We start from the raw sequence: 20,990 nt of genomic DNA, 5'->3' as shown, positions 1-20,990 counted from the left end.
TGCAAGATCGGTCGAAACCACCCCGGAGTACGGACCTGTCCCACTGCTGTGAAGGAACCCCGTGTGAGACGACATCTGTTCACCGCCCTGACCGCCGTCACGGCCAGCCTGCTGATCGTGCCCGCCCCGGCCCACGCCGCAGCCCCCGACGACGCCGTGGTTGCCACCGAACCGACACCCCACCAGGTGCTCAGCCCCACGCCCTACCAGGGCTGGAACACCTACTTCGGCCTCGGCGGCGACTTCTCCGAGGAGTCCGTACGGGAGGTCGCCGACTCCATCGTCAGCCGTGGCCTGGCCAAGGCCGGCTACGACATCGTCTGGCTGGACGGCGGCTGGCAGGACCCGGAGCCGCGTACGGCAGCCGGTGACCTGCGGGCCGACCGGGCTCGTTTTCCGAATGGGCTCAAGCCGCTCGTCGACTACATCCACTCCAAGGGCCTGAAGGCGGGCATCTACACCGACGCCGGTCCGTACATCCCGGGCAAGTGCGGGCTCGGCAGCGGCGGCGGCTACTACCAGCGCGACGCGAACCAGTTCGCCGCCCTGGAGTTCGACGCGGTGAAGGTCGACTTCCTCTGCGGGATCGCCGCCGACCTGGACCCGAAGACCGCCTACACCGAGTTCGCCAGGGCGCTGCGCGACAACGCCAGCAAGCGGCCGATCATCTTCAACCTGTGCAACCCGGTGACCTCTCCGGACTGGGGCAACTACCCGCAGGAGCAGCAGTCGACGTACTCCTGGAGCTATGCCCCCCAGATCGCGCAGTCCTGGCGGACCTACACCGACGTGGGGTTCGTCGGCGAGATCAAGTTCAAGGACGTGCTGCGCAACTACGACGCGAACGCGCGGCATCCCGAGGTCGCCGGACCGGGTCACTTCAACGACCCGGACTACCTGGGCCCCAACCTCGGACTGTCCGACGAGGAGTTCCGGACGCAGATGACGCTCTGGTCCGCGGCCGCCGCGCCGCTGGTGATCGGCAGTGACATCCGCAAGCTCAACCAGGCGTCGATCGACGCGCTCACCGACCCCGACGTCCTGGCGATCAACCAGGACCCCGCCGGTGTCCAGGCGGTTCGCGTCGGCGCCGCCGGCACGACCGAGACCTGGGTCAAGCGCCTGGCCAACGGTGACCGGGCCGTGGTGCTGCTCAACCGCGGTGAGAGCTCGAAGATCATCACCGCGAAGGCGTCGTCCGTCGGCCTGTCCGGTGCCCGCTTCACCGTGCGCGACGCGTGGACCAACCAGGTCACCGAGAGCGCGGGCACGCTCAGTGCCGCGGTGCCGGCGCACGGTGCCGCGCTGCTCCGGGTCGCCCCGGCGCGCGGTCTGCCGGGCGCTCCGCACGTGACCGCCGGCCTCCCGCAGATCACCAGGGTCGGTGGCTCCGCCACGCCGGAGGGGACCGCACCAGTGGTCGGCGGCGGTGACCAGGCGCGGGTCGAGGTCGTCGTCCGCAACGACGGCCTGCTGCCCGTCCTCAAGCCGCAGGTTGGTCTCGCCGTGCCGACCGGCTGGACGGTTCGGTCGCTCAGCCCGGCGCCGCTCGTGCTCGCCCCGGGCCGGTCCACCACCTTCGCCTTCACGGTGACCCTGCCGGCCACCGCCGCCGCCGGGGATGCCGCCTTGACCGCCACCACCTCGTACGACGTGGTGGGGCGCGGCAGGTCACGCCAGACGTCGGTGTCGACGGTGGTGGTCGCCCCGGCACCGCCGACCGGTGACGTCGTGCTGTCCCACCACACCTGGGTCAGCGCCACAAGCGGTTGGATGACCCCGACCGTCGACCAGAGCGTCGGCGGCGGGTCACCGATCAGCATGGTCGGCCAGGTGTACCCGACCGGCCTCGGCGTCGCCTCGCCGTCCACTGTCCGTTACTACGTGGGCGACAGGTGCGACAGGTTGACCGCGACCGTCGGCCTGGACGACGCGGTCCGCAACGTCGGCCCCGAGGGCGCCACCTCGACCTTCCAGGTGGTCGGCGACGGGCGGGTCCTGTTCGACAGCGGCGTGCTGACCCGGGACGACGTCCGTCAGGTCGACGTCGACCTGACCGGCGTCCGGGTGCTCGACCTGCTGGTCGGTGACGGCGGCGACGGCGGTTACAACGACCGCGCCGACTGGGCCGGCCTGAACGCCAGCTGCTGACGCGCCTGCACAACCGCCGTAAAGACCGAAGCTCCGGCCCGGGTTCGCGCCCGGGCCGGAGCTTCGTTTCACCGCCGACGTTCGTCACGGCCATCCCGAGAGAAGGGTGAGCCGCAGCGCCCCGATCGTCAGGCGGCGGGCCGCTGCACCGCAGTGGCGGGGTTGCCGTCCACCGCCGCGGTGAGCTGGGGGACGAGCTTGTCCAGCAGGAACGGCAGGCTCAACGGGGTGATGAACGAGGTCGCGGCGCCGACCAGCTCCTCGTTCTCCAGGTAGATGTCGCGACCCTCGGTCTTGACCTTGAGCTTGCTGTAGAGCGGGTCGGCCTGCACCTTCGCCCGGTCGGTGTCGTAGCTGTCGACGAGCCAGATCAGCACGCCGGTGTCGAGCATGTCGGTGCGCTCCCGGCTGAGGTTGGCGCCGAACTCCTTGCCGGTCACCTCGGCCAGACCCGGCGGCAGTTTGAAGCCCAGGTCGGTGAGGAACCGGCCGCGCGAGTCCTGCGGGCCGTACACGTAGTAGCCCTCGTAGGTGGTGGCCATCAGGCCTGTCGCGCCGGCGAAGGCCGGGTTCGCCGTGCGAACGGCGGCGAACTTGGCCTCGACGTCACTGACGATCTTGTCCGCCTGGGCCTTGCGCCCGACGGCGGCGCCGACGGTACGGGTGACGTCCTGCCAGGACACCCCGTAGTCGACGGAGTCCTTCGGCTGCGCCACGGTCGGCGCGATCTTCGCCAGCTTCGCGTAGTCGTCGCTGGTCAGCCCCGAGTAGACGCCGAGGATGAGGTCGGGCCGCAGGGCGGCCACCTTCTCGAACTGGATGCCATCGGTGTTGGTGAGCACCTGTGGCTTGGCCCCCGAGCCCAGCGCGGCCTCGGCCCAGGGCCAGATGGCGCCCGGCTTCTCGCCGAACCACTCGGTGGTCGCCACCGGCACGACACCCAGCGACAGCAGAGCGTCCTGCTCGACCAGGCCGACCACGACGATCCGCTTGGGCTCGGCCGGGATGGTGGCGGTGCCGAACTTGTGCTCGACCGAGACCGGGAAGGCGTTGGAGGTGGCGGCACCGGAGGAGGGGGCCGACGGCTCCGACCCACCGCCGCAGGCCGCGAGGAGAAGCAGGAGCGCTGTCGAAGCGACAGTCGCGCCCCGGCGGATTGAGGGAAGCCGCACGGCTGTTCCTTTCTGCCAGCGAGGCCCCAGGGTGGTGACCTCGAACGGGAGTGTAGGTTAGCCTCACCTAATTGAGTAATGCGAACGGGTGGACGGATGGAGCACGTGTTGACCTCAGGCACCGGCACCCGCCCGGAGCCCCGGACCGTCCCACCCGAGAAGGTGCCGCGCGATTCGTTGTCGCGCACCGGTCGGCGCTGGGCCGGCCTCGTGGTCGGCGTCGTCGCCCTCGCCGCCGCCGTGGCGTTGAGCATCGCGGTCGGCAGCCGCTCGCTCGGCCTCGGCACGGTCTGGCAGGTGCTCTGGCACGACGACGGCTCCGCCGCCGCGGAGATCGTGCACCGGCTCCGGGTGCCCCGCACCATCCTCGGCTTCGCCGTGGGCGCGGCGCTGGGGCTGGCCGGCACAATGATGCAGGCGCTCACCCGCAACCCGCTCGCCGAACCCGGCCTGCTCGGGGTCAGCCTGGGCGCGTCCACAGGCGTGGTGCTGGCCATCGCGCTGCTCGGGGTGACAAGCGCCAACGGGTACGTCTGGTTCGCCATCGCCGGCGCCGGGCTCACCTCGGCGGCCGTCTTCGCCCTCGGCGGTGCCGGCCGGGCACCCACCCCCGAACGGCAGGTGCTCGCCGGGGTCTCGCTCACCTCGGTGCTCGGCGCCGGCATCTGGGCGATCCTGGTGACCCACCGGGAGGCGTTCGACAGGTACCGGCACTGGGACGTCGGCTCGCTCGCCGACCGGGAGACCGGCACGATCACGCAGTTGGCGCCGTTCCTGGTGGTCGGCGTCCTGCTCGCGCTGGTGCTGGGCCGCCAACTCAACGCGCTGAGCATGGGCGACGACGCGGCCACCTCGGTCGGCGCACACCCGGGGCGGATCCGGGTGCTCGGCATGATCACGATCACCCTGCTCTGCGGTGCGGCCACCGCCGCCTGCGGGCCGATCTGGTTCGTCGGCCTGGCCGTCCCGTACGCGGCCCGGATGTTCACCGGCTCGGACCACCGCTGGATCCTGGCCTACTCCCTGGTCCTCGGGCCCACCCTGCTGCTCGTCTCGGACGTGCTCGGGCGGGTCCTGGTGGCCCCGGCCGAGCTGCCGGTCGGGGTGGTCACCGCGTTCCTGGGCGCACCACTGTTCATCGCGCTGTGCCGCCGACGCCGGCTGAGCACCCTGTGAGCGGCCCGGTGCTCCAGCTCCGCCCGACCGGACGGACCACCCGCCTGGTGATCCGCGGTCGGGGCGGCCGGCTCTCGCTGCGGGTGCACCTGCGCGCGCTGATCGCCGGCACCGCGCTGCTGCTCACGGCGCTGGGCGTCGCGCTCGTCAACCTCTCCAGCGGCGACTTCCCGATCCCCGTGCCCGACGTGCTGCGCAGCCTCGTCGGCCAGGGCGACCCGGGCACCGACTTCATCGTGCAGGAGCTGCGGCTGCCCCGCGTGTTGATCACGCTGCTGGTCGGCACGGCCCTGGGCGCGAGCGGCACGATCTTCCAGGGGCTGACCCGCAACCCCCTGGGCAGCCCCGACTTCGTCGGCCTGACGGTGGGCGCGGCGACCGGCGCGCTGATCGTCCTGCTGCTGCTCAACGGCAGCGGCTTCCAGGTCGCCGCCGGTGCGATCGTCGGGTGTCTGGCCACCTCCGTCGCCATCTACCTGCTCGCGTTCCGTCGCGGGGTGCAGCCGTTCCGGCTGGTGCTGATGGGCGTCGGAGTGGCCGCGCTGCTCGACTCGTTCAACTCGTTCCTGATCTACCGCAGCCGACTGGACGAGGCGATCGCCGCCCAGGTCTGGCTGATCGGCAGCGTCAACGGCCCCGGATGGACCGAGGTGACGCTCGTCGCCGTGGCCGTCGCGGTGCTGCTGCCGGTGGCGCTCTACCACGGCCGGCACCTCGACATGCTGGCCCTCGGCGACGAGACCGCGATGCTGCACGGCGTACCCGTCGAACGCAGCAGGGTGGTGCTCGCGCTGGCCGGCGTCGGGCTCGCGGCCGGTGCCACCGCCGCGGCCGGGCCGATCGCGTTCGTCGCCCTCGCCGCGCCGCCGTTGGCCGCTCGGCTGACCCGCTCGCCGAACGCCGGGATCCTGCCGGCCGCGTTGATGGGCTCCGCCCTGTTGACGGCGAGTGACTGGGTGGCCCAGCGCCTCCTGCCCGACGACGACGTCCCGGTCGGTCTCGTCACCGCCGCCCTGGGCGGCATCTACCTGACCTGGTTGCTCTTCCACGAGCGACGCAACGGCGGACAAGGAGCACAGCGATGACCGAGTCGCGGCTGCGGGCCGACGCCCTGACCCTGGCGTACGACAAGAGGGTGGTCGTCCGGGACCTCGACGTCCAGATCACCGACGGGTCGTTCACCGTCATCGTCGGCCCCAACGCCTGCGGCAAGTCGACGCTGCTGCGGTCCCTGGCCCGGGTGCTCAAGCCCCAGTCCGGTGCCGTCTACCTGGACGGTCAGACCATCGCGTCGCAGCCGTCCAAGCAGGTGGCCCGGCAGCTCGGCATGCTGCCGCAGTCGTCGGTGGCACCCGGCGGGATCGTGGTGGAGGAGCTGGTCGCCCGGGGCCGCTTCGCCCACCAGCGCCTGCTGCGGCAGTGGTCGCCGCAGGACGAGGCGGCGGTCGCCGACGCGATGCGCCAGACCGAGGTGACCGAGCTGGCCGACCGGTTCGTCGACGAACTCTCCGGTGGGCAGCGGCAGCGGGTCTGGCTGGCGATGGCGCTGGCCCAGCAGACGCCGATCCTGCTGCTCGACGAACCGACCACGTTCCTCGACCTGTCGCACCAGTTCGAGGTGCTGGACCTCTGCGCCGACCTGCACGAGCAGGGCCGCACCGTGGTCGCCGTCCTGCACGACCTCAACCACGCCTGCCGGTACGCCACCGAGCTGATCGTGATGCGGGAGGGCCGGGTCCTCGCCCAGGGCCCGCCCGCCGAGGTGATGACGGCGGAGCTGGTGGAGACGGTCTTCGCGATGCCCTGCCGGGTGACGACCGACCCGGAGACGGACACCCCGATGGTGGTGCCGGCCGGGCGGCAGCGGCGTCGACTGGCCCGCGCCGGCGTCGTCGCGGCGGTCGACAGGGTTCCCGCGTGACCGGCGGACGCAGCCTGCTCACCGACACGCTCGGCAGGCAGCGGCGGCTCATCTCGCTGAGCACGCTCCTGATCACCGGCCACCAGGCCGGCGAGGCCGCGGTGCCGTTCCTGATCGGTGTGATCATCGACCGGGCCGTGGACGGCGGCGTCGGCAGTCTGGCCCTCTGGCTGGGTGTGCTGGCCGCCGTCTACGTCGGCCTGAGCTACAGCTACCGCTACGGCGAGCGTACCGGTGAACGGGCCGCCGAACAGGCGGCGCACGACCTGCGGCTACGGGTGACCCAGCGGGTGTTGCACGAGCGCGGCGGCGCGGAGGCCGACCGGCTGCCCGGTGCCCTGGTGTCCATCGCGACAAGCGACGCGGCCCGGGTCGGCGCTGTCGCCATCGCCGTCGTCTCCGGCGTGGCCGCTGTCGTCGGCCTGGTCCTCGCGGCGGTCCTGCTGCTGTCCATCTCGCTGCCGCTCGGGCTGGTGGTGCTGCTGGGCACCCCGCCGCTGCTGCTGCTCACCCGCCTGTTCGGCAAGCCGCTGGAGGAGCGCAGCGAAACCGAGCAGGAGCACAGCGCGCACGCCTCCGGCATCGCCGCCGACCTGGTCAGCGGCCTGCGCGTGGTCAAGGGCCTGCGGGCCGAGACGGCGGCGGTCGACAGGTACGCGCAGCGCAGCCGCAGCGCGCTGGCGGCGACCGTACGAGCGGCGCGCGCCGAGGCCGCGTACCAGGGGCTGGTGCTCACGCTCAGCGGGACGTTCCTGGCGGTCATCGCGGTCCTCGGCGGGATCCTCGCGCTGCGCGGCCAGATCAGCGTCGGTCAGCTCATCTCCTCGCTCGGTCTGGCGCAGTTCCTGGTCGGTCCGATGTCCACGTTCGGCTGGGTGGGTGCCGACCTCGCGCAGGGCCGCGCGTCCGCCCGTCGTGTCGCGGCCGTCCTGGACGCGCCGGTGGCGGTGCCCGACGGCACGGCGAACCCGGTCACGCCGGCCCGGGGCGGGCTCGCGCTGCGCGGGGTGCACAGCCCACCGCTGCGCGGAATCGACCTGGACATCGCTCCCGGCGAGGTGGTCGGGATCGTGGCCACCGACCCGGCCGCGGCGGCCGAGTTGGTGCGGCTGCTCGGGCGGGTCCGTGACCCGGTCGCCGGGGTGATCGAACTGGACGGCGTGCCACTCGCCGACCTCGCGCCGGGCGACCTGCGGGCCGTGGTGCTGGCCGTCGACCATCAGACCGACCTGTTCGACGACACCGTCCGCGCCGCCGTCTCGCTCGCCGGGCGGGCCGTCCCGGCAAGCGTCGACGCCGCGGTGACCGCGGCGGACGCCGACGAGGTGGCGCGCGGCCTGCCCGACGGGCTGGACACGGTGCTCGACGACCGGGCCCGTTCACTCTCCGGCGGGCAGCGCCAGCGCATCGCGCTCGCCCGGGCACTTGCCGGCGAACCGCCGGTGCTCGTCGTGCACGACCCGACCACCGCCGTCGACGCGGCGACCGAGTCCCGCATCGCCGGGCGACTGCGGGCGATGCGGGACGGACGCACCACGATCCTGATCACCGCCAGCCCGGCGCTGCTCGCGGTGACCGACCGGGTGATCGTCGTCCACGACGGCACCGTCCGCACCGTCGGCGCGCACGGCGACCTGGTCGCCGAGGACGACACCTACCGGGAGACCGTGCTCGCATGACCACCGACTCGACGACGTTGCTGCCGATCGCGACCGGACGTCGCACCCTGGCCCAGTTGCGGGCGCTGGTGCGTCCGCAACGGTCCCGGCTGGCCGGGGCACTCGCCCTGCTGGTCGCCGGCACCGCGGCCGGGCTGGTGGGCCCGCCGCTGCTGGGGCGCATCGTCGACCTGGCCACCGGCGGAGGCAGCACCGGTGACATGATCCTCACCGGCGCCGGGCTGGTGGCCGGCGCGGTGGTCGAGGCGGCGTTGGCCGGGTTCGGGTTCGCCCTGCTCGCGCAGGTCGGCGAGGGTGTGCTGGCCCGACTACGGGAACGGTTCGTCTCCTCGGCGCTGCACCTTCCCCTGGAGCAGGTCGAGCGCGCCGGGACCGGTGACCTCACCTCCCGGGTCACCAACGACGTCGCCGTGATCGCCGAGGCGGCCCGCAGCGCGGTCCCCGAGTTCACCCGCGCCCTGCTGACCATCGTGCTCACCCTGGCCGGGATGGCCGTGCTCGACTGGCGTTTCCTGGTCGCCGCGCTGATCGTGGTGCCGGTGCAGGCGCACACCGTGCGCTGGTACGCCCGCCGCGCCGTCCCGCTCTACGCCCGGCAGCGGGTCGCCGTCGCCGCGCAGCAGCACCACCTGCTCGCGACAATCGACGGCGCGTCGACAATTCGCGCGTTCCGGATCGCCGACGAGCACCGGGAGCGGGTCGCCACCAAGTCCCAACAGGCGGTGGACCTGCTGCTGCGGGGCGTCGCGTTGCAGACCCGGTTCTACGCCCGGCTGCACGTCGCCGAGTTCCTCGGGCTCGCCGCCGTCCTCGGCACCGGCTTCTTCCTCGTCCGTCAGGACGCGGTGAGCATCGGCACGGCGACCGCGGCGGCGCTGTACTTCCACGGCCTGTTCGGCCCCATCAACGTGGCTCTCGCCCTCGTCGACGACGCCCAGGCCGCCGCGTCGGGGCTGGACCGGCTGGTCGGGGTCGCCGACCTGACCCCGCCGGTACGGCAGCGGGCCCGCGCCGGCGACGGTCCGGACGCGGTGGTGGTCCGCGGGCTGGACTTCGCGTACCGGCCGGACCGGCAGGTGTTGCACGACGTCGACCTGACCATCGCCCGCGGCGAACGGGTCGCCCTGGTGGGCAGCAGCGGCGCCGGAAAGACCACTCTGGCCAAGGTGATCGCCGGGGTGCACCAACCCGGCGGCGGGACCGTCGCGGTGCCGGCCGGCGAGGTCGCGCTGATCACCCAGGAGGTGCACGTCTTCGCCGGGCCCCTCGTCGAGGACCTGCGGCTGGCCCGCCCGGACGCCACCGACGACGAGGTGAGCGCCGCCCTGGACCGGGTGCAGGCGTTGGGCTGGGTGCGGCAGCTGCCCGACGGCCTGCACACCGAGGTCGGTGCGGGCGGGCACGTCCTCACCGCGGCGCAGGCCCAGCAGTTGGCGTTCGCCCGGCTGATCCTGGCCGATCCGCCGGTGGCGATCCTGGACGAGGCCACCGCGGAGGCCGGCAGTGCCGGAGCGCGCCTGCTCGAACGGGTGGCCACCGCGGCTCTGGCGGGACGTACCGCGCTGATCGTGGCGCACCGACTCACCCAGGCGGTGACCGCGGACCGGGTCGTGGTGATGGACGCCGGGCGCATCGTCGAGGCGGGCACCCACAGCGAGCTGATCGAGCGGGACGGCCCGTACGCCACGCTGTGGCGGGCCTGGTCGGACCAGCGCGCCCGGCACTGAGCGCGCTGGTCCGGGCCGTCGGTCAGCGGTCGGCGTCGATCAGACTCTGCGGGCGCATGTCGGTCCAGTTCGCGTTGACGTAGTCGACGCAGTCCTGCCGAGCGGCCGGGCCGTGCACTGTCCGCCAGCCGGCCGGCACCTCGGCGAAGACCGGCCAGAGGCTGTGCTGGTTCTCGTCGTTGACCAGCACGAGGAACGTGCCATCGGCGTTGTCGAACGGGTTCGTACTCATCGGATACTCCTCGTGCGGGTGTGCGTTACCAGGGTGTGCAGGGCGTCGAACCAGAGGTGGGCGAGATCGTCCACCGAGCCTTCGGGGAACACGCCGTCCGGCCAGCTCCAGGTCGCGACCAACTGTGGGCCGGTCGCGCGGTCCTCGGTCTGGGCGTTCAGCACCAGTTCGTACGTCTCGGGCATGGCGTCGTCGGCGCCGTTCTCGGCGGCCTCCGCCTCGGGGGCGAACTCCCAGTCGGCGGCCTCCGGGAAGTCGAACCGTCCCATGTAGTTGAACTGGATCGGCGGATGCGGCAGCGCGGCCAGGGTGGGCGCTGTCACCGGGTTGAGGTAGCGCAGCAGGCCGTAGCCCATGCCGTTGTCCGGCAACTCGGCCAGGTGCTCGCGGACCCGCGTCACCGCCTCGGCCACCGCCGCACCGCCCGCCGACACGTCGATCCCGGCGGTGTCCAGGCAGACCGGGAAGATGTTGGTGAACCAGCCGACCGTGCCGGACAGGTCGGCCCCGTCCACCAGGTGCTCCTCCCGCCCGTGGCCCTCCAGCGCGACGAGCACCGCGTCGCCCGCACCGCCCCGCGCGGCCCGCCACCGGGTGACGGCCACGCCCAACGCGCCAAGCAGGACGTCGTTGACGCCGGCGCCGAGCCCGGTCGGCACGCGGGTCAGCAGGGCCTCGGTGACGTCGGTGGGCAGGGTCAGGGTGATGTCGCGCAGGGTGCCGGCCACGTCGATCGCGGCGTCGAGCGGGCGGCGTACCGGCAACGGGTCGCCCCGCCGCACAATCCGCTCCCACCTCGGCAGCTCCGCCACCCGGGCCGGGTCCACAGCGCGCTCGGCGAGGCCCGTCGCCCAGCGGCGGAACGACGTGCCGGTGGCGGCGGTGAGTGGTGTGCGGCCGGCGACCGCGTCCCGCCAGGCCGCGCCGATCTCGGGCAGCAGCACCCGCCACGAGACACCGTCCACGACCAGGTGGTGGACCAGCAGCAGCAGGCGGCCCGGCCGGTCCGGGCCGGCGTCCAGCCAGGCGGCCCGGATCATCGTCCCGTCGTCCGGGTCGAGCCCGGCCTGCGCGATGGTGGCCTGCTCGACGACCGCGTCCCACAGGCCACGATCGTCGAGGCCGCGCACGTCGACGCGTACCGTCCAGTCGGCGGCCCGCGACGAGCCCGGCGGCGGCACTGTCACCGACCAGTCGCCGGTGCGGTCCAGTCGGGCCCGCAGCAGGTCGTGCCGGTCGGCGACGGCCTGCAACGCGGCCAGCAGCGGCTCCCAACCCAGCCCCGCCGGGACCTGCACGACAGCGGACTGGTTGAACCCGTCGATCGGGCCGTCCACCTCGCGCAGCCAGCGCATCACCGGGGTCAGCGGGAACGACCCGACGCCGTCGCCGATCCGGCCGTCGGCCCGATCGAGCGCGGTCGCGACCACTGCCAGCCCGGCCACCGTACGCTCCGCGAAGACCTGCCGCGGGGTGAGCCGCAGGCCGGCCGCACGGGCCCGGCCGACGAGCTGCATCGCGACGATGCTGTCACCGCCCAACGCGAAGAAGTCGGCCTCGACGTCCACCGAGGGCAGACCCAGCACGGCCGCGACCACCTCGGCCAGGACGCGTTCCCGGTCCGTCCGCGGTGCCCGGCCGACGCCGCTCGTGCCGAGGTCGGGCGCGGGCAGCACGGCCCGGTTCAGCTTGCCGTTGGCCAGGGTCGGCAGCCGGTCGAGGCGGACCACTGCGGACGGCACCATGTAGTCGGGCAGCTCGACGGCGACCGCGGCGCGCAGGGCGGCCAGGTCGAGGTCGTCGGCACCGACCACGTAGCCGGCGAGGAGGCGTACGCCGGGGCGGTCCTCGCGGGCGATCACCACGGCCTCGGTGACGCCGGGCTGCGCGGCGAGCACCGACTCGATCTCACCCAGCTCCACCCGGAAGCCGCGGATCTTCACCTGTTCGTCGACCCGGCCGAGATACTCCACCCGGCCGTCCTCGGTCCACCGCACCAGGTCACCGGTGCGGTACATCCGCTCGCCCGGCGCACCGTACGGGTCGGCGAGGAAACGCTCGGCGGTCTGGTCGGGCCGGCCCAGGTAACCACGCGCCAGGCCGGCCCCGGCGACGTACAGCTCACCGGCCACGCCGGTCGGGGTGTGCCGCAGGGCCCGGTCCAGCACGTACGCGCGGGCACCCGCGACGGCCCGGCCGATCACCGGGGACGCGGTGTCGCCGATCCGGGCGGCGAGAGCGTCAACTGTCGCCTCGGTCGGTCCGTACAGGTTGAACGCCTCGGTGCCGGGCAGCGCGCCGAGACGCTGCCACAGCGCGGGCGGCACCGCCTCGCCGCCGACACCGACCACGGCGAGGGGGCAGCGCCCGTCGCGGATCAGGCCGGCGTCGGCGAGCTGCGCGAAGTGCGAGGGGGTCAGCTCGATGAAGTCGATCCCCTCGGTCCGGATCAGCTCGGCGAGCTGCTCCGGGTCGCGTTGCAGCTCCTCGGTGACGATGTGCAGGGCGTGCCCGTCGAGCAGCCACAGCTGCGGCTGCCAGGAGGCGTCGAACGCGAACGACCAGGCGTGCCCGACCCGCAGGTGACGGCGGCCGGTGGCGGCACGGGCGGGCAGGTGCAACTGCGCGCGGTGGCTCCGGAACAGGTTGACCAGGTTGCGGTGGGTCACCACAACGCCCTTCGGGCGTCCGGTGGAGCCGGAGGTGTAGATGACGTACGCCGGGTGTTGCGGGCGGGCCGGGCGTACCCGGTCGTCGTCGGTCAGGTCGTGCCCGGCGAGCGTGGCCAACGCCGGGTCGTCGACCAGGACGTGGTCGAGCCCGTCCGCGCTGACACCGACCCCGGCGGCGGTGACAAGCACGGCGGGCCGCGCGTCGGCGAGCATCGCGGCGACCCGGGCCGGCGGGTAGGTCGGGTCCAGCGGCAGGTAGGCGGCACCGCACTTGAGCACCGCGAGGATGGCGGTGATCGCGTCGGCGGTGCGCGGCAGCGCGAGGGCCACCACGTGCTCGGCGCCGACCCCACGGGTGGCCAGCAGCCGGGCCAGCCGGTTGGCGCGGTCGTTGAGGTCGGCGAACGTCAGGCGGACCGCGCCGCAGACGACGGCGGGCGCGTCCGGTGACTCGGCAGCCTGCCGCTCGAACAGGTCCGCCACCGTCGGGTCGTCGCCGCTGGTGGGCGACGGCGGGTTCCAGTCGGTGCGGTCCTCGTCCGCCACCAGGTCCAGGCGGCCCACCGCGCGGTCCGCATCTGTGGTGAACGCGGTCAGGACGGTGGTGAGCGCGTTGACGAGTCGCCGGGCCACCGGCGGGGCGAAGAGGTCGGGACGGAACTCCAGGCCCACCCGCAGCCGCTGGCCGGGGTCGACGACCCAGGTGAGCGGGTAGTGGGTGGCGTCGCGCCCGCCCGCGTCGACGGCGGCGAGCAGGCTCTCCGACCCGTCGTCGGCACGCTCCGGGTAGTTCTCGACGATCAGCAGCGTGTCGAACAGCTCCCCGACCCCGGCCAGGCGCTGGATGTCGGCCAGCCCGAGATACTGGTGGTCGAGCAGCGCCGACTGCTCGTCCTGAAGCCGGGCCAGCAGCCCCGCCACCGGCTCGGCCGGGTCGAGGCGCACCCGCACCGGCACGGTGTTGATGAACAGCCCGATCATCGACTCGACACCTGGCAACTGCGCCGGCCGCCCGGAGACTGTGGCGCCGAAGACCACGTCGTCGCGGCCGGTGAGTCGGCCCAGCACGATGCTCCAGGCGGCCTGGACCAGCGTGTTCAGCGTCAGCCCCCGGGAGCGGGCCAGGCCGGTCAGGCGCGCGGTGACGGCCTCGGTCAGCTCCCGCTCGACCAGCTCGGGCACCGCCGGCTCGCGGTGCGGGTCGGCCGGGGCGAGCCGGGTGGCGTCGGTGACCCCGGCCAGCGCGGTGCGCCACGCCTGCTCGGCGGCGGACCGGTCCTGCCCGGCCAGCCAGGCGAGGAAGTCACGGTACGGCGGCGGGGCGGTGCCGCCGTCGGCGCCCTCGTACAACTCGGCGAGCTGGTCCATCAGCGGGCCTCGGGACCAGCCGTCGAGCAGCATGTGCTGGTGGGTGAGGATCAGCCGGTACGCATCACCGGCGCGTACCAGCATCATCCGCAGCAGCGGGGCGACCGCCGGATCGAATCGGCGGCCCTCCTCGGCGAGGCAACGCTGCCACGCCTCCTCCTGCCGCACGGCCTCCAGATCGGACAGATCCGCCTCGGCCCAGGGCAGCGTGACACCACGGTGCACCACGGCGACCGCTCGGCCGGAGTCGAGCTGGTGGAACGACGTCCGCAGGTTGGCGTGCCGCTGCACAAGTGCCTGCGCGGCGGCGCGCAGCCGAGCCGGGTCGACGGTGCCGGGCAGGTCGAAGACCATCTGCACGGTGTAGAGGTCGAGGCCGTCGGCGTCGAACGCGGCGTGGAAGAGCAGCCCGGTCTGCAACGGCGAGAGCGGCAGCACCTCCGCCACGTCCAGACCCCGCCCGGCGATCTCGGCGGTCTCGGCGTCGGTCAGCGCGACGAGCGCACCGCTGCCGCTGGCGGCGGTGAACGCCGACCCGGCGGCGGCGGCCAACGCGGCAGGCGTCCGCAGCTGGAACACCTGTCGCAGGGTGAGCGACAGACCGGCGGCGCGGGCCCGGCCGACCAACTGGATCGAGATGATGCTGTCGCCGCCGAGGCTGAAGAAGTCGTCCTCGACGCCCACCGTGGGCAGCGCCAGCACCTGTGCGAACAGGTCCACGAGCACCTGCTCGCGCGGGGTGCGCGCGGCCGTGCCGGTGCCCGCGGCGGCGAGGTCGGGGGCGGGCAGGGCGGCCCGGTCCAGTTTGCCGTTGACCGAGACCGGCAACGCGTCGAGGACGACGAATGCCGACGGCACCAGGTGCGCGGGCAGCAGCGCCGCGAGCCGGGCCCGCAACACCGCCTCGTCCAGAGCGCCGGCCACTGTGAGGTACGCGACCAGGTGCGCGACACCCGGCCGGTCCTCGCGCAGCAGCACCACCGCCGAACCCACCTCGGGCTGTGCGGTGAGCGCGGCCTCGATCTCGCCCAGCTCGACGCGCAGCCCACGGATCTTCACCTGGCCGTCGCCCCGGCCGAGGAAGTCGAGCACCCCGGGCGCGCTCCAGCGCACCTGGTCGCCGGTGCGGTACATCCGGGTGCCGGGCGGACCGTACGGGTCGGCGACGAATCGGTCGGCGGTCAGGTCGGGCCGGCCCCGGTAACCGCGGGCCAACTGCACACCGGACAGGTAGAGCTCACCCGGCACCCCCACCGGCACCTGGCGTAGCCCGGCGTCGAGCACGCTCACCCTGGTGTTCCACACCGGCGCACCGATCGGGACCGTTCCGGTGCCCGTGCCACGCTCGGCGGGCCACGCCGTCACGTCCACCGACGCCTCGGTCGGGCCGTACAGGTTGTGCAGGGCGGCGCCGGGCAGCACGTCCCGGCACCGGTCGGCGAGAACGCTGGGCAGCGCCTCCCCGCTGGACAGGACGCGGCGCAGGGTGGTGCAGCCGGCCGCGGCCGGCTCGGCGAGGAACGCGGCGAGCATCGACGGGACGAAGTGCACGGTGCCGACCCGTTCCCGCTGGATCACCTCGGCGAGGTAGACCGGGTCGCGGTGGCCGTCCGGCCGGGCGACGACCAGGGTGGCCCCGGTGCTCAGCGGCCAGAAGAACTCCCAGACCGAGACGTCGAAGCCGGCCGGGGTCTTCTGCAACACCCGGTCGCCCACTGTGAGGCCGTACTCGTGCTGCATCCAGCGCAGCCGGTTGACGATGCCGGCGTGCTCGATCTCGACGCCCTTGGGCACGCCGGTGGAGCCGGAGGTGTAGATGACGTACGCCGGGTGCCGGGGACCGGGCGGGGTGAGCCGCACGTCCGGGTCGTCGAGCGGTCCGTCCAGCACGATGGGTGCGTCCGCGTGCGGCAGCCCGGCGACGCGCGACGCGGTGCGGCCGACGGCGAGCACCGCGACGGGCCGCGCGTCGGCGAGCATCGCCGCCAGCCGGGCGTCCGGGTGGTCCAGGTCGAGCGGCAGGTACGCACTGCCGGCCCGCCCGGCAGCGAGGATCGCCACCACCAGCTCGACCGAACGCGGAAGGGCCAGCGCGACGACTGTCTCCGGTCCGGCGCCGACGGAGGCGAGCACCCGGGCCAGCCGCTCGGTGCGCGCGTCCAGCTCGCGGTAGGTCATCTCGACACCGTCCGGGTCGACCAGCGCCACCGCGTCGGGGGTCGCCGCGACCTGTGCGGCCACCAGCTCCGGCAGGGTCGCCGCGGGCAGCTCGCGGACCTCGCCGGTCCCGGCGGCCCGGATCGCCGTGCTCCCGGCCCGGTCGAGCAGCCCGACCCGACCGATCGGGGCGTCCAACCCGGTGACCAGTTCGTCCACGACAGTGACGAGCGCCGTGGCGAGCCGGGTGGCGTACGCGGAGTCGAACAGATCGGGCCGGTACTCGACGGCGAGGTGCAGGGTCGGGCCGGGCTCGGCGATGAGCGTGAGCGGGTAGTGGGTGGCGTCGTGCCCGTCGGTGCCGGTGACCGGCAACCCGTCGTCGTCGGCGTCGCCGTCCGGGTAGTTCTCGAAGACCAGCAGGGTGTCGAACAACTCGCCGTGTCCGGCGACGCGCTGGATGTCGGTGAGGCTGAGGTACTGGTGTTCCATCAGCGCGGACTGCTCGTCCTGGATCCGGTCGAGCAGCGCGTGGGCGGGCTCGGCCGGGTCGATGCGCACCCGCACCGGCACTGTGTTGATGAACAGCCCGATCATCGACTCGACGCCGGGCAACTGCGGTGGCCGCCCGGAGACTGTGGCGCCGAAGACCACGTCGTCGCGGCCGGTGAGTCGGGCCAGCAACAGCGCCCAGACGGCCTGCACGATGGTGTTCACGGTCAGACCACGCGCGCGGGCGGTCGCGGTCAACGCCGCCGTCCGGTCCGCGGGCAACTCCACCTCGGCCACCTGGGGGGCCAGCGCGGCACGGCGTGCGTCGGCGGGCGCGACACGGGTGGGTTCGGCCAGGCCGCCGAGCGCGGCGGCCCAGGCGTTCTCGGCGGTCCGCCGGTCCTGCCCGGCCAGCCAGGCGAGGTAGTCCCGGAACGGCCGGCCGGTCACCGGCGCGGTGTCGCCGTCGCGGTACAGGGCGGACAGCTCGGCCAGCAGTGGCCCCCGGGACCAGCCGTCGAGCAGCAGGTGGTGGTGGGTGAGCACGAGCCGGTGCGAGTGCGGGCCGGTGCGTACCAGGGCCAGGCGCAGCAACGGCGCGACGGCCGGATCAAAACGACGGCCCTGCTCGGCGAGGAGCCGCTGCCAGGCCGCCTCCCTCGCGTCGGTGTCCACCTCGGACAGGTCGACAGCCGTCCACGGCACGGCGACGGTGGCCGGGACGACGCTGACCGCCGTGCCGGACGCGAGGTGGTGGAACGAGGCGCGCAGGCTGGGCTGCCGGTCGAGCAGCGCCTGACCGGCGGCGCGCAGGCGGGTGGCGTCGATCGGCCCGGTCAGGTCGACAACCATGCGGACGGTGTAGACGTCCGGGCCGGCGTCGTCGAGCAGGCTGTGGAACAGCAGGCCGGTCTGCAACGGCGAGAGCGGCAACACCTCGCGGACGTCGACGCCGAGGCCGGCCAGCTCGCGCCGGTCGGCCTCGGTGAGGGTGACCAGGGACAGGCTCGACGCGACCGCGTCGGTGCCGGTCACGGTGCCGGCGACGGCCACCAGCCGGGCCGGGGTGCGCTGGAGGAACACCTGACGCGGGGAGATCACCAGGCCGGCGACCCGGGCCCGGCCGACCAACTGCATCGACATGATGCTGTCCCCGCCGAGGGCGAAGAAGTCGTCGTCGATGCCGACCGCGGGCACCCCCAGCACCTCGGCGAAGACGTCGCAGAGCAGCTTCTCGCGGGGCGTTCGGGGCGTGCGCCCGCTGTCGGCGGTGAACTCCGGGGCGGGCAGGGCGGCCCGGTCCAGCTTGCCGTTGACCGACACCGGCAGCGCGTCCAGGGCGACGAACGCGCCGGGGACCATGTAGTCGGGCAGCGTGGCGGCCACACCCGTGCGCAACCGTCCGAGATCGGTGCCGCCGACGACGTACGCGACGATCCGCTTGACGCCACCGTCGGTCCGCAGCACCACTGCGGCCTGCCGGACGCCCTCCTGACGGGCCACGACGGCCTCGATCTCGCCGAGTTCCACCCGGAAACCGCGAATCTTGACCTGGTGGTCGACGCGGCCGACGAACTCCAACGCCCCGTCCGGGGTCCAGCGCACCAGGTCGCCGGTGCGGTACATCCGGCCGCCGGGCACGGCGAACGGGTCGGCCAGGAAACGCTCGGCGGTCAGGCCGGGCCGGTTGTGGTAGCCGCGGGCCAGGCCGAGACCACCCAGGTACAGCTCGCCGACGATCCCGGGCGGGACCGGGTTCAGGCCGCTGTCCAGCACGTACGCCAACTGCCCGGGATCGGGATAGCCGATCGGCACGGTGCCGGTGGAGACCGGTGCGCACTCCCACAGTGTCGCGTTGACGCTCGTCTCGGTGGGCCCGTACGCGTTGAACATGCGCCGGCCGGCGGCGAACCGTTCGGCCAGCCGGGCGGGCACCTCCTCGGTGCCGACAAGCATGGAGACCCCGAGCGGCAGTCGGCAGTCGGCGGGCAGGGCGCTGAGCACCGACGGCGGCAGTGCCAGTTGGGTGACCTCGTGCTTGGTGAGGTAGTCGACGAGCGGCGCGCCGGGGACGCGCAGTTCGGCCGGGACCACCACGAGCGCACCGCCGGACAGCAGCGCCTGGCACAGCTCCCAGTAGGCGAGGTCGAAACTGGGCGACGCGAAGAGCAGCACCCGGCTGGAATGCGTGACACCGAGCCGGCGCTGCTGGGTGGCGAGCAGCTTCGCGACGCCTTCGTGGGTGACGACGACGCCCTTGGGCCGCCCGGTCGACCCGGACGTGTAGATGACGTACGCGGCGTCCGCGACGTCGGGCTCGATCGGCGTCACGTCCGGGCCGGACGCGGCCACGTCCACCACCGGACTGTCGCCGGGCAGCGCGTCGGCCAGCTCGGCGCGGGTGACGACGCAGGCCGGCGCGGCGTCCTCCAGCATGTAGCGCAGCCGGTCGGCCGGGTAGTCCAGGTCGAGAGCGAGGTAGGCGGCACCGGAGCGCAGCACGCCGACAAGCGCGGTGACCAGGTCGACGGAGCGGGGGAGTGCCACCGCCACGACCTGGCCGGGGCCGACCCCACGGGCGGCCAGCGCCCGGGCCAGCCGGTCCGAACGCACTGCCAACTCGGCGTAGCTGACCTGCTCGTCCTCGCAGATCACCGCGATGTTCTCCGGGTACGCCGCGACCATGTCGGCGAACTGCCGGGGGAATGTGGTGGCGACGATGCCGTCCGTGCTGCCGTTCCACTCGGTGAGGACTGCCGCACGCTCGGCCGGGTCGAGGATGTCGATCCGGCCGACCGGGGCGGCCGGGTCGGCGGCCAGCGCGGTGACGACGCGGACCAGCCGGTCGAGGATGGTGCGGGCCGCGTCGGCGTCGAACACGTCGGCGCGGTGCCGGATCTCCAGGTTGATCCGCGAGCCCGGCTCGGCGACGAGCACCAGCGGATAGTGGGTGGCGTCCTCGTCCTGCGCCTCGGTGACCCGCAGCCCGGGCACCGGCTCGGCGGCGTCCGGACTGTCGGGGTAGCTCTCGAAGACGGTGAGGGTGTCGAACAACTCGCCGTGCCCGGCGAGCCGTTGGATGTCGGCCAGCCCGAGGTACTGGTGCTCCATCAGCGCGGCCTGCTCGTCCTGGAGGCGCACGAGCAGGTCGTGGGCCGGCTCGGCCGGGTCGATGCGCACCCGCACCGGCACTGTGTTGATGAACAGGCCGATCATCGACTCGACACCGGGCAACTGCGGTGGCCGCCCGGAGACTGTGGCGCCGAAGACCACGTCGTCGCGGCCGGTGAGCCGGGCCAGCAGCAGACCCCAGGCCGCCTGCACCACAGTGTTGACTGTGACACCGAGGGTACGCGCGAGGTCGGTGAGTCGGCCGCTCAGCTCGGCGGGCAGCGCGGTCTCCACCGAGCCGGGGACGACCGGCTCGGGCGTGGTGCCGGCGGGTGCCATCCGGGTCGGTTCGTTCAGCCCGGCGAGCGCGTCCCGCCAGGCGGCGGTGGCCGCGTCCCGGTCCCAGCGGGCCAGCCACGCCAGGTACGCCTTGTACGGGGTGACCGGCGGCAACGAGCCGGGCTTGGCGTACAGGGCGAGTAGTTCCCGCACGAGCAGCGGCGCGGACCAGCCGTCGAGCAGGATGTGGTGGTGCGTGATGGTGAGGCGGTGCGCCGCGTCCCCGAGTCGCGTCAGCGTCATCCGCAGCAACGGCGGCCGGGCCATGTCGAAGCGCTGCTGTTGGTCAGCGGCGGCGAGCCGGTCGAGTTCGGCGGTGCGTTCGACCTCGGGCAGGCCGCTCAGGTCGTGCTCGGCCCAGGGCAGCCGGGCCCGGGTGGGGATCGCGGCGACAGTGCTGCCCTTTGCCGTACGCCGGAACCCGGCCCGCAGGTTGGCGTGCCGGTCCAGCAGCGCCTGCCCGGCGTCGCGGAGCCGGACGGTGTCCAGCGGCCCGGTCAGGTCCAGCGCCGTCGACACGGTGTAGACGTCGGGGGCGTCGGTGTCGTAGAGCGCGTGGAAGAGCAGCCCCTCCTGCAACGGCGTCAGTGGCAGGACGTCCTCGAGCCCGGTCTTCTTTGTCACTGCGTCTCCCACTCGGACTCGAGGTCGGCGAACTCGGCCTCAAGGCTGTCGATGTCGGCCTGGCTCACCTCGACCAGGCTCAGGTCGGACGGGGTGTAACCCCCGGATCCCGGATCCGCTGCGAGCGCGCGCAGCGCCTCCAGCCACCCACGGGCCCGCACCCCACCCA

At 73.5% G+C, this 20,990-nt stretch carries 9 protein-coding genes; 6 read left to right on the top strand and 3 right to left on the bottom strand.

Translation table 11 applies throughout. The features are described from left to right. Positions 1-63 precede the first annotated feature (63 nt). Entirely contained in the window at positions 64-2,151 is a 2,088-nt protein-coding gene (locus AB0A95_RS32785) for an NPCBM/NEW2 domain-containing protein (RefSeq protein ID WP_357559621.1), read from the top strand. A 128-nt stretch (positions 2,152-2,279) separates the two neighbouring features. On the opposite strand, the gene AB0A95_RS32780 is transcribed toward AB0A95_RS32785, so the two are convergent. Beyond that, a complete protein-coding gene (locus tag AB0A95_RS32780; protein ID WP_357559620.1) occupies positions 2,280-3,323 on the bottom strand; it encodes an iron-siderophore ABC transporter substrate-binding protein in 1,044 nt (347 codons plus the stop codon). 96 nt (positions 3,324-3,419) lie between these two features. Between AB0A95_RS32780 and AB0A95_RS32775 the strand changes: the two genes are divergently transcribed. From AB0A95_RS32775 to AB0A95_RS32755, 5 genes are read left to right on the top strand one after another with little or no spacing between them, the layout of a single operon-like run. Beyond that, a complete protein-coding gene (locus tag AB0A95_RS32775) occupies positions 3,420-4,499 on the top strand; it encodes an iron ABC transporter permease (protein WP_357559619.1) in 1,080 nt (359 codons plus the stop codon). 8 nt (positions 4,500-4,507) lie between these two features. Beyond that, complete coding sequence (locus AB0A95_RS32770; protein ID WP_357559618.1) at positions 4,508-5,584, top strand: iron chelate uptake ABC transporter family permease subunit; 1,077 nt, start codon at positions 4,508-4,510, stop codon at positions 5,582-5,584. Next, the gene (locus tag AB0A95_RS32765) at positions 5,581-6,420 is read left to right on the top strand and encodes an ABC transporter ATP-binding protein (RefSeq protein WP_357559617.1); all 840 of its coding nucleotides are present in this window, start codon (positions 5,581-5,583) and stop codon (positions 6,418-6,420) included. The genes AB0A95_RS32770 and AB0A95_RS32765 overlap by 4 nt, the downstream gene beginning before the upstream one ends. Continuing rightward, on the top strand, positions 6,417-8,099 hold the full coding sequence (locus tag AB0A95_RS32760; RefSeq protein ID WP_357559616.1) for an ABC transporter ATP-binding protein: 1,683 nt from the start codon (positions 6,417-6,419) through the stop codon (positions 8,097-8,099). The genes AB0A95_RS32765 and AB0A95_RS32760 overlap by 4 nt, the downstream gene beginning before the upstream one ends. After that, on the top strand, positions 8,096-9,826 hold the full coding sequence (locus AB0A95_RS32755; protein WP_357559614.1) for an ABC transporter ATP-binding protein: 1,731 nt from the start codon (positions 8,096-8,098) through the stop codon (positions 9,824-9,826). The genes AB0A95_RS32760 and AB0A95_RS32755 overlap by 4 nt, the downstream gene beginning before the upstream one ends. A 22-nt stretch (positions 9,827-9,848) precedes the next feature. On the opposite strand, the gene AB0A95_RS32750 is transcribed toward AB0A95_RS32755, so the two are convergent. After that, positions 9,849-10,058 (bottom strand): MbtH family protein, encoded by a 210-nt coding sequence (locus tag AB0A95_RS32750; protein ID WP_357559613.1) that lies wholly within the window; start codon positions 10,056-10,058, stop codon positions 9,849-9,851. Beyond that, complete coding sequence (locus tag AB0A95_RS32745) at positions 10,055-20,821, bottom strand: amino acid adenylation domain-containing protein (RefSeq protein ID WP_357559611.1); 10,767 nt, start codon at positions 20,819-20,821, stop codon at positions 10,055-10,057. Before AB0A95_RS32745 ends, AB0A95_RS32750 begins: the two co-directional genes overlap by 4 nt. Between the last annotated feature and the right edge of the window lie 169 nt (positions 20,822-20,990).

The organism is Micromonospora sp. NPDC049230 (assembly GCF_040647875.1).
GTDB lineage: Bacteria > Actinomycetota > Actinomycetes > Mycobacteriales > Micromonosporaceae > Micromonospora.
Note: the sequence above shows the minus strand (reverse complement) of the source record. Positions and strands in the feature narration are given on the sequence as shown.